This is a genomic window from Enterobacter cloacae complex sp. IR5412 (assembly GCF_049237385.1).
In the GTDB taxonomy this organism is placed as follows: Bacteria; Pseudomonadota; Gammaproteobacteria; order Enterobacterales; family Enterobacteriaceae; genus Enterobacter; species Enterobacter intestinihominis.
The window spans coordinates 87,545-99,412 of sequence record NZ_JBMKHQ010000006.1 but is presented as its reverse complement, the minus strand read 5'-3'; the positions used below and the strand labels follow the sequence as shown (position 1 = coordinate 99,412).

Below are 11,868 nucleotides of genomic sequence, written 5' to 3'. Positions count from 1 at the left end.
AAAAAAGTACTGCTTTTTTGTTTATGCCCGGGCGCTGTGCGCGCCCGGGTCATTTCTTGCAGGTGCTATCAGGTAATGATGTGTTGCTGGTTTACAAGCTCGTCGTAGGTGGTCTGAACGTTGTCCAGCGTAACGAGCGTAGATTTAGTGTAGGCGGCTCCCGTGCCGTCACGGTCGATGGAGATCACAGTATTGGTACCGCTTTGTGAAACAGAGACATAGTTCCCCAGCGTCGACGCGCTACCGTTCCAGCCCACCAGCAGATCGCCAATGTCGATCTTGTCTCCCTGCGACAAGGAGAAGTTCGTCCAGTGGTCACCCGTGCTGTTACCTGCGGTGGCGTTACCCGCCGTAGTGTTCAACACCTGATAAATCAGCGTGTCGCCGTAGGCCGTGCCGCTAATCACATCGTTATGTTCCGAACTGACAAATTTCGGTGCCATATTGATGGTCAGCGAGGCGGTATCCCGGGTGCCGTTGGCGTCGGTCAGGGTGTAGTTAAAGACCTCCTTGCTGGTGATGGTAGAGAACGATATCCCCGGGTTGAGTGTGTAGGTGTAACTGCCGTCTGCGGCAATCGCCAGCGTGCCGTAGTGACCCGTGATGTTTACCTGCGTGCTGCCGGTGTAAGGATCCAGCGTGGTGGTTACGCCGTCGTAGCCGGTAATGCTGAGACGGGTATCCACCGAATGCAGCTGGTCCATCGCGCCCGCGGAGCCGGTGCCGTCGAAGATATTGCCGTCAACGGTGTGGGTGCCCGTGGCGTCAAACTGCGACAGGGAGTAGCTGGTCCCGGTGACGCTTGGGGTAACGGTGATATTTCCCACCCCCAGCGGTCCCATTCTGCCGGTATAGTTCAGCGTATAGGTTCCCGCTTCCAGATCGAGGCCCGTCAGGTTGATCGTCGCCCTGCCGCCCAGCAGCAGCCCGCCGTTAAATGAGCCGGATCTGAGGGTGGTGGTGCCGTTGGTCAGCGTCCAGTCGACCGTTAACCCGGTAAGGGTCAGCAGCGAGGCGACGTTAAACGACAGAACCACGTTATGCAGTGCAGTATTAGGATCCACCACGAAGGTCCCGCTCCCGCTGCCCTGGGTTGAGGCAAGCAGCGCGGCGTTCCAGCTCGCCGACCCGACGGTGGTATCCGAGTATGCGGCGGTGCGGTGCACCGAGTTCACGTCCATCGCCGTGCTGACATCGTTCACCGCGTCCATTGGCTGCGCGGTCGGGGTGATGTTCAGCGATGCCGTGTCTTTCGAGCCGTTCGGCGCGGTGATGGTGTAGACGAAGGTATCCGGCGTGCTGATGCTGTCAGCGCCGACCCCGCTGTCCAGGGTGTAAGTGTACTCCCCGGCTGCGTTGATCCGCAGCGTACCGTACTCGCCGGTGATCTCCGTCAGGCCGCTGCTGTTCACTGCTACGCCGTTAACGTCGGAGACCACGGTACCTGCTGGCGCAATATCATCCGCCAGCACATCCCCGGTCGTGCTCTCGCTCACGCTTGCCACGCTGTAGACATGATCCTGCAAGACGTTCAGCGTGTAGGCCGTCAGCGCGGTGATCCCCGCCGCCGTATTGAGCAGGAACAGGTACTCGCCAGCGGGCAGGTTCAACGTCAGCTGCGGGGAGGTGCCGCCCAGCAGCGGCGCGCGCAGCCAGCCGGGTTCAACGCGCATCTGCTCGAAGGTCTGCGTCGCATTGTTGAACTTATAGATGTAGAGGTCGAACACCGAGGCCAGCGCGACGCCGCCCACGGAGGCCTGAACGGTCATGGTGCGGGTGGTGCCTTCTTCCACGTTATAAATGATCGGGTTGGCCAGATCGTCCAGCAGGTTCAGCCCCAGGGTATTGCCAAGGTTGATCCCCACCAGGGTAAAGCCGCCCTGCGACGAGGTGCCGTTGTTGATCGCCTCCACGGTGGTGTCGAAGGTCAGCGAGGCGGTATCGTCCACGGCCACGATCCCGCTGCTGGTAGTGCCTTCGCCCAGCGACAGAACCAGATTTGCCGAGGCGCTGGTGCCGTTATGGGTGATGGTGTAGGTAAAGTTCTCCGTGCGGCCAATGACGGCGGCGCTGGTGTTGGTCAGGTTATAGGTATAGCTGCCGTCCAGGTTGATGGTCAGCGTGCCGTATTGCCCCTGAATCACCGTGCCGTCAGCCGTAACGCTGGTGGTGGTGCCCTGGGCGTTGGTGACCGTAGTGACGGTGGTGCCCGCCGGGGCGTTGTCGCTGCCTGCGGTTGGATCCACGTCAGTGATGACGTTCCCGACAACGCTGGTCTCGCCGGACACGGTGCCTGCGCTGGTCTCTTTCACCGCCACATCGAGGCTGGTGTAAGAGCCGGTTGCCAGCAGGTTAGTGTTGTAGCTCAGGACGCGATACTGACCATTCGCCAGCCCGGTCAGGTTCAGCGACACCCCCGTCGCGCCGAGGGTCAACAGGTCAGCGAACTGCGGCTGCCCGGTATCGACCACGGTGGTCCAGGTGTTGTTGGCGGCGTCGAAGCGCTGTACTACCAGCTCAAGGGTATTGAGCAGGGAAAGAACGGCACCCGTGGCGTTGGCGTTCACGGCAATATCCGCACTGCCGCCGTTGCCGACGGTGAAACCTACCTGCGCGGTGTCGTTGCCGAGCAGCGTCAGCACGTTACCTAAGGCGCCTACCAGCAGGAAACCATAGTCGCTGTACTGCGAGTTGGTCACCGTGGCGGTGGTCGTGAGCGCCAGTTCTTCAGCGTTGGTGCTGGCAGAGAGCGGCACCACCGGCGCAAGGGCTGAGCCGGGCAGCGAAACGTTGCCTGCCGCATCGGTGGCGGTGATTTGCAGCGTCTGACCTTCCGTCTGTTTATTGAGGAAGGTGTAGCTCCAGGAACCGTTGCTGTCCGCCGTGGCGGTGACCGTTGAATTATCCGCCAGGCGGATGGTGACGGTGCTGCCCGCTTCAGCGCTACCGGTCAGTACGCTGCCGTCTGCGTTGAAGGTCCCGGTTGGAGCCGTTGGCGCAGTGAGATCGACAATGATGGTGGTTGACGTGGAAATCGGGCTGGTGCCCGAGCCGTTGCTCGCCGTGGCGGTGAAGGCATGCGGGCCTTCGCTCAGCACCGGCGTGGTGAAGCTCCAGTTGCCGCTGGCATTCGCGGTGACCGTGCCCATCAGCACCCCGTTGTTATAGAGGGTGATGGTCGTGTTCGGCTGCGCCGTGCCGCTCAGGGTTGGCGTGGTGTCATCGGTGGTATTCCCGTTGGTCAGGTTGCCCGTCACCGTGCCAACGTTATCGTCAATATTGGCGATAACAGGCGCGTTCGGGATTGTGGTGATCGGGGCAATCACGGAGGTAGTGATACCCGCGTTACCGGCCTTATCGGTAGCAAAGACGATCAGGGATTCACCGGCGGTCTGTGCAGGGGTGATGGTGGCGCTGAAGCTTCCGCTACCGTCCGCGACGGCCGTTCCAAGCACGGTTCCGGTGCTGCTGGTGATGGTGACGGTGCTTCCCGCTTCCGCTGTACCGGTGACCTGCGTCCCGTTGGTGATCACCGCCAGCCCGGTTGGGGCTGGTGGCGGCGTCAGGTCAACGTTAATCGTGATAATCGGTGAAGCCACGCTGGTATTGCCCGCGGCATCGGTGGCGGTTGCGGTGAAGTTATGCGCGCCTTCCGTCAGCGTGGTGCTAGTTTGCGGCAGCGTCCAGTTGCCGTTGGCATCGGCAGTGACGGTCCCCACCAGCGTCGTGCCGTCGTAAATACGTACGGTGGCATTGGCTTCTGCCGTACCGTTTAAGGTCGGACGGGTGTCGTTGGTTGGGTTGGTGCCAGTAACAGGTCCGGTGACGGTCCCCACATCATCCTCAATCGAGGTGATTGCCGGTGCGACAGGGGCGGTGGCATCCACATTAATGGTGTAACCGCCGGTCTGCGCGCTGGCGTTGCCCACCGCGTCGGTGGCGGAGAAGGTCAGATTATGCGGCCCGTCAGCCAGCGGGGTGGAAGGCGTAAAGCTCCACGCGCCGCCGGTGGCGACTGCGGTGCCAATCTGTACCCCATTATCAAAGATGGTGACCGTCGCGCCGGCTTCTGCCGTACCGGTGAGCGTTGGCCGCGCGTCGTTGGTTAACCCGCCGTTGGCGACAGGCGCAGCGGCGTTACCGACATCGTCGGTGATGCTGGTCAGCACCGGCAGCGCTGGCGGTGTGGTGTCAATGGTCAGGCTGAAGTCGGCGGACGACGTGCTGGTGTTACCCGCCTGATCCGTTGCTTCTGCGGTAAAGGTGTGTGACCCACTGTCCAGCGGCACGGTGATATCGACGGTCCAGTTGCCATCGGCATCGGCAGTACCGGTGCCCACCAGCGTGGTGCCCTCATAAATATTCACGGTGGCCAGCGGCTCGCTGGTCCCCACCAGACGCGGGAGAGGATCGTTGGTGGTCTGGCCGGAACCTATTGCCCCGGTGATGGTGCCAACGTCGTCAATCGCCTGGGTGATAACCGGCGCGACAGGCGCAGCCGTATCTACCACCAGCGTAAAGCCTGGTGAGGCAGGGCTGACGTTGCCCGCGGCATCGGTTACCGTGGCGGTCCAGGTGTGGCTGCCGTTTGCCAGCGTACCGGTGGTAAAGCTCCATACGCCGTTTGCGTCCGCCACGGCGGTACCCACTTCACGGCCACTTTCATAAATGGTGATGGTCGCGTTGGCCGCCGCGGTGCCGTTCAGCGTTGGCGTGGTGTCGTCTGTGCTTTGTCCCGAGGCGACCGGGCCCAGCACGGTACCAGCATCGTCAGTGGCCGGGGTAAAGACCGGTGCTTCGGGCACCGAGGTATCCACCGTCAGGTTGAACGGTGGTGAGGTGACCCCGGTATTGCCTGCGGCATCGGTGGCGTTGAAGGTAATAACGTGCGGCCCTTCGCCCAGTTCAGTGGTCGGCGTGAAGGTCCAGTTACCCTGGGCGTTGACGACCGCCGTGCCAATTTCCACATCATCGACAATAACGTGTACCGTTGCGCCCACTTCCCCCGTACCGTTGAAGGTTGGACGGGTGTCGTTCGTGGAGCCGTCGCTGGCGAGGGTTCCCGTTCCCGGGCTGACATCGTCTATTACCGTGGTAACCACCGGGGCCGCAGGCCCGGCGGTATCCACCGTAAAGGCGAACACTGGCGAGTTGGCGGAGACGTTTCCGACATCATCGCTGGCGTTAACGCGCAGGTTATACGTCCCGTCAGTCAGTACCGGATCCGGCGTAAAGGTCCAGTTGCCGCTGCCGTCGACCGTGGTGGTGCCAATCTCCACGCCGTTATTCAGCACGTGAATGATGGTACCCGCCTGGCCGGTGCCGCTGAGGGTTGGCGTGGTGTCATTGGTCACCTGCCCGGCGGTAAGCGGGCCGGTTGCGCCTCCCGGGGCGTTGTCGCTGACCGTAACGATCGTCGGCACCTGTGGCGCAGTCAGATCGATTTCGACGCTCCAGGCGTTGGACGGCTGGCTGACGTTGCCCTGCGGATCCGTCGCTCTGACGGTAAAGTCATGCGTCCCTTCGCCGAGGGCGGTTTCAGGGGTAAATGTCCAGGCACCGGTGCCGTCTGCTGCCACCGTACCAATTTGCGTAGCGCCATCAAAAATGGCGACGACGCTGTTCGGCTCGGCGCTACCGGTCAGGGTTGGCGTAGTGTCGTTGGTTGGATCGCCGCTTGGGACAGGCGTTGCCGCATTGCCTGCGTTATCCGTCACGCTGGTAATCACCGGCGTGGTAGAGACGGTGTCGACAACGATGGTGATCCCGGCCGACGGGGCGCTCTCATTGCCTGCCGGGTCGGTGGCGGTCACGGTCAGGGTGTGGCTGCCATCGTCCAGCGCAGGCGGCGTGTAGCTCCAGGTGCCGGTCGGACCGACAACAACGGTGCCCAGCGGGTCGCCGTCATCGTACACCGTAATGGTGTCCCCGGCCGTGCCTGTTCCGGTCAGGGTAGGACGGTTGTCGTTGGTGCTCTGCCCGTCAGCGATTGGGCCGATGACCGGGCCTACGTCATCGGTCACCGCACCGATGGCTGGTGCGGTCGGATCGGTGAGGTCGACGGTGACAGTCGCGATCGGCGACTGCCCGCTGGTCGCGCCGGTGGTGGTGTTTGTGGCGGTGACGGCGAAGGTGTGCGGCCCTTCCGCGAGCGGCAGTAGCGGCGTGTAGCTCCAGTTGCCGTCTGTATCCGCAACAATTTCGGTCAGCGGAACCAGCGCCCCATCCAGATAAATGGTGATGACGCTACCCGGATCGGCGGTGCCGGTAAGGGTAGGCGTGGTGTCATTGGTGGTTTTATCTTTCACATCGCCAGTGACGGGATCGGCGTCATCGTTGATTGCCGTAATCACCGGCACCGCTGGCAGAATAAGCGGGGAGTCCGGTACGTCAAAGGTGGTTGTCGGGCTTGCATTACCTGCGGCGTCCGTGGCGGACAGCGTCAGCGTCGCGGGATCCAGTTGGGCCGGGGAGAGGGCGATGGAGAAGATGCCTCCCGTCGCGACCCCGGTCCCGATGATATTGCCGCCGGCGTCACGCACCGTCACCGTGGTTCCGTCATCTGCCGTACCGGTCAGCGGCGTGCCCTCTGCGGCAATGGTGATATTGGTTGGCGTTGCAGGAAGCAGCGTATCCACCGTCACGCTGAGATCGCCGGAGCTGGCGGAGGTATTCCCCGCCGCGTCACTTGCGGCAACCGAGAAGGTGTGCGGCCCTTCCGCAAGCGCGGGGTCGGCTGTCCAGGACCATGTCCCGTTCGGCTGAACCACCACGACCACCGGAGACGGCGTGCCATCAACAGAAACGGTTACGCTCGAACCCGGCTCGCCAATCCCGGTGAGGGTTGGGGTACCGTCGCGGGTGTAAAGCACGCTGTTAGTCAGTTGGCTGTCAGAGACGGCGTCAATTTGCGGCACGGTCGGTGCCTGCGTATCGACCGTCACGCTAAAGACCGGGCTGACCGGGCTCAGGTTACCCGCGTCGTCCACCGCGGCGACGGTGATATTCAGCGGACCATCGGTTTGTGTCGGCAGGGTGTATGACCACTCGCCATTGGCGATCTCAACGCGATCCACTTCCACGCCGTTGTTGTAGATAATCACCGTTTCGCCGGTCGTGCCGCCTCCGCCAATGACAGGTGTGTTATCGTTGGTTGAGCCTCCATTCTGAGCGCCGCCAATGGAACCGATGAGCGGGGTATCCGGGGCGAGGGTGTCGACCGTTATCGTGATACCGGTTGATGGCAGAGATTCATTGCCGGCTTCATCGGTGGCGGTCGCCGTGTATTGGTGCGTCCCTTCGCCAATGTTGCTCTCAGGACGCCAGCTCCAGTTACCGCTACCGTCCACCGTGACGCTGCCCACGGCCTGCGGCTCGCCTGTACCCACCTGGTCATAGATGGTAATGACGTCATTCGGCGTACCGGTGCCGCTCAGTACCGGGCGCGGATCGTTGGTGGTTCAGCCGTTGTCCACTGGCCCGGTGATCTGGCTTACGCTGTCTGTCACCGTCGGGATCCCCGGCTGGCCCGGCGCGTCGGTATCAATGCTAATGGTCACTGGCGTGGACGGTGCGCTTTCGTTCCCGGCGCTGTCCTGATTGGTCACCGTCAGGGAGAGATCGTAGGTGCCGTCAGGGAGCGGATCTTCCGGTGTCCAGCTCCAGTTACCGTCGCCATCGATCTCGGCTTCACCTATTTTGGTTGCGCCATCGTAAATGCTTACGGTATCTCCCGGCGTGCCCGAGCCGCTCAGGGTTGGTGTGGTATCGCGGGTGGTCTCCCCAGGATTCAGAGCCGTCCCCGGTGTGGCGCCGTCCGGGTTCACGGTGATCTCAGGAATATCCGGCGTTGCAGGCGCGGTCGTGTCGATCGCCAGCTCAAACGGTGGCGAGATGGTGGTATTACCCGCCTCATCCGTCGCGTGGACCGTCAGCGAATGCGGGCCGTCCGTCAGCGGCGTGGTTGGCGTAAAGCTCCAGCCGCCGCTGCCGTCAAGCACGGCCGTGCCGAGCAGGGTGGTCCCGTCATAGATAGTGATGGTGGTGCCTTCCGGTGCGGTTCCCTGCAGCTGCGGCAGCGTGTCATCGGTAGTATCCCCGCTGTTAAGCGGAACCTGCACAGTGCCGATGTTATCGGAGACGGTGTCAAGGGTGGCTGCCGGTGGCGGAGTGGTATCGACGGTAAAGGTAAAGCCGGGTGATGATGCGCTGGTGTTGCCGGCCGCATCGCTCGCGACGACGGTGAACGTATGCTGCCCGTTCCCTAATGCGGTAGTGGGCGTGAAGGTCCATGCGCCACCGTTGTTCACAATGGCAGTACCAATATCCTGTCCGTCCAGGCGGATCGTCACGGTGGAGCCCGGCTCGCTGGTACCGTTCAGCGTCGGGAGCGTGTCGTTGGTGATTTGGTTGTTGTCGAGCGGCCCCGTGCGGCCCGGTACGTCATCAATGACCTGCGTAATGGCTGGAGCGCCCGGCGCGGCGGTATCCACCGTGATGCTCCAGGTGTTCGATGTCCCGCTGAGGTTATTGTTGGCGTCAACCGCCGTCGCCGTCAGCACGTGCCCGCCGTCGGGAAGATCCGTTTCCAGCGTGATGGACCACTGGCCGTCAGGCCCAACCACCGCAGTGCCGATTTCAGTGGTGCCGCTGTAGAGGGTGATCGTCGTGCCGGGCTCGCCCGTTCCGTTGATGGTCGGGGTTTTGTCGTTGGTGAGACCGTTCTGGCTGACAGGACCGGTGACGTCGAGCGCATCATCCTCCACGCCTGTGATGACCGGGGTTTGTGCCGCGGTGATGTCCGGCGCGTCAAACGGCGCGGTCGGGCCGGTGTTTCCGGCGGTATCGGTGGCATCTGCGGTCAGGGCTTCGCCGTTAGCTTTCGGCGGGATCAGATCAACGCTGAAATTACCCTGATCGTCGGCGACCGCTTCCCCGACCTAAACGCCATTTTCACGAATGGTGACGGTGCTGCCCGGCTCGGCTGTACCGGTTACCGTGGTGCCGTCGGCAGAGATCACCACGTTTTCCGGTGCCAGCGGTGGCGTGCTGTCTGGCGCGTCGGCAAAGCCGGACGGACTGGTGTTGCCGCTGCCGTCGGTGGCCGTCACTTCAAGGGCTTCGCCGTTGGTCTGGGCTGGCGAAATCGGGATGGTAAAGGTGCCGTCCGGACCGGCGGTGGCCTGGCCGATAATCGTACCGTCCGGCGCTTTAATAATAATCGTGCTGTTTGGCTCGGCGGTTCCGCTGACGCTTGCCCCGTCTTCCGCCACCACCAGGTTACCCGGTGCGGCAGGCGCGGTGATGTCCGCTGCGTTAACCAGCGCCGGTGAACTCTGGTTGCCTGCAGCATCGGAGGCGACCACGGAGATGATCTCGCCGTTCACTTGTGCAGGGTTCAGGTTGGCGACGTAGTTGCCGTTGCTGTCGGCAGTGGCGGTCCCGATTTGCACCCCGGCGTTGTTGGTGATGACAATTTTACTGCCCGGCTCGGCAGTACCGGTGATTTGCGTGCCTGTCGAATTGAGCGTCGCCTCCGGCATGTCTGGCGGCGTAAGATCGACGGTAAAGTTGATCGGCTGAGACAGGCCGCTCTGGTTGCCTGCCGCATCGGTTTCGCGCAGGGTAATCGAATGTGCACCCTCTGCCAGCGGCGTTGTCGGCGTGATGCTCCAGGTACCGTTCGGCAGAACCGTTGTGCTGCCAATCACAACGCCGTTATCGTAAACCGTAATCGTGCTGCCTGGTTCTCCTCGGCCCGTCAGGCGGGGCTGCGACTCGTCGGTAAACTGCCCGGCGGTAATCGTGCCTTTCAGCCCTCCGGTGTCATCGTTAACGATAAATCCTGTCGGCACCGGCGGGGTGGTGACATCCACCGTTACGGTAAAGGCCGGCGAGGCCGGACCGGTGTTACCGGCGATGTCGGTGGCGCGTACGGTAAGCTGGTGGCTGCCTTCGCTCAGGTTAACCGACGGCGTAAAGCTCCAGCTTCCGTTGCTGCCTACAACCGCTGTGCCAATGGCAATGCCGTTATCATAGATGGTGACCGTAGAGCCCGCTTCCGCCGTGCCGGTGAGCTGCGGGCGCGGATCGTTAGTGGTGCTTCCGCTTCCGAGCACGCCGGTATTGGGCGCAACGTCATCGGTCATACCGGTGATGGCCGGGGCACCTGGTGCGACAGTATCCACCACGAAGGTCACCGCCGTGGACGCCGGGCTGGTATTGCCTGCCGCATCGGTCGCGGTGGTGGTAATGGCGTGGTTTCCTTCAGACAGGTTGGTCGACGGGGTAAAGCTCCATTTCCCGGTAGCATCGACCGTGGCGGTGCCGATCGGCCTGCCGTTGTCATAGAAGGTAATAACGGTGCCAGCTTCACTGATGCCGCTGAACGTCGGGCGTGCATCGTCCGTGCGTTGTCCGTTGCTCAGCGGGCCCGCTTCGGTGCCCACGTTATCATTGACGGTGACAATCTCGGGGGCAGCCGGCGCGGTTGAATCCGGTGCCGTGACCTGAACGCCCGGGCTGGTATTGCCGGACGGATCGGTGGCGGTGGCGGTGATCTGCTCCCCGTTGGTGAGCGGCGTGCCGAGATCGATAGTAAATTTCCCGTCGCTGCCAGCCTTGCCCGTTCCGATGGTGTTGCCATCGGCATCTTTCAGTGTCACGGTGCTGCCCGGCTCAGCCGTACCGGAGACGGTTTTGCCGTCAGGCGAAACCTCCAAATTGGCAGGTGCATCCGGCGCGGTGAGATCCGGTGCTGTGACCTGACCACCCTGGCTGGTATTGCCGGACGGGTCGGTGGCCGTGGCGGTGATCTGCTCCCCGTTGGTGAGCGGCGTACCGAGATCGATAGTAAATTTGCCGTCGCTGCCGACCTTGCCCGTTCCAATGGTGTTGCCATCGGCATCTTTAAGGGTAATCGTGCTGCCCGGTTCAGCCGTACCTGTTACGGTTTTGCCGTCAGGTGAGACCTGAAGATTAGTGGGAGCATTCGGAGGCGTAGTATCAGGTTCGGAAGGATTTCCCGGATTACCGGGATTCGGGTTGTTGTTATCGTCATCTCCGCCACCTCCACCGCCGGTTCCCGCCGCAATAGCAATCCCACCTGCGGCGGCCAGGCCACCCAGCACCCAGGGCCACGCAGCGGCGCCACCAGCATCACTCCCTGACGCCGCCAGTAATGCATCGGTGGAGGCGATGGATTCATAGGTCGCGGCACCGGTTGGATCTTCAATCCACCACAGCGCTCCGTCACTCTCTTCAAGCACCAGCTGGCTTACGCCCTGCGCATCAGTGACGTAGAAATTCTTGAGGGTAATCACTTCGCCCGAATTGAGGGTAATCACCAGATCGTTTCCGCTGCGGGAGTAATCTGCGATGTTGGCTCGATCCACGTTAAGCTTAACGATTGAGGAGTGATCGAGTGTTATCTGTGTCCCTTCCGTGGTCGTTTCCACGCCAGTTAATTTAGATATAACAGATATTTGGCTCATACAGTTATTACTCCAGCAGAGTGATTGGTTACGGCGTGTCGAACAAAGCCATCGTTTCTGAAGGGATGAACGCGCTCCCGGCGAAAATACTGTTTAATAAACAGGATTTACCGTTACTTTCTTTAGCGCGACCGATACCCGCCAGGATTAAAAGTGGCAACCTCAGGGCAAAGCTAATTATTTACACAGGAAATAGTTGTTTATTTATATGTTTGCGATTTATAAGCCTTATTATTTGTGCAGGTATTAAATTATTTCGTTATAAAAATGATATAGCTATAAATGTCTGAATACGCAAATTAAGTGTTCGTAAACCCAACGCGGCTATTGCAGGGGAGATTAATTGATAGCGTGAATATATTTCGTTAGCTATGAG

1 pseudogene is annotated in these 11,868 nt (G+C 61.4%); it reads right to left on the bottom strand.

The window, feature by feature from the left end:
• Positions 1-68 precede the first annotated feature (68 nt).
• Positions 69-11,492, bottom strand: a pseudogene (locus ACOTX2_RS12870) (BapA/Bap/LapF family large adhesin).
• Positions 11,493-11,868: the final 376 nt, after the last annotated feature.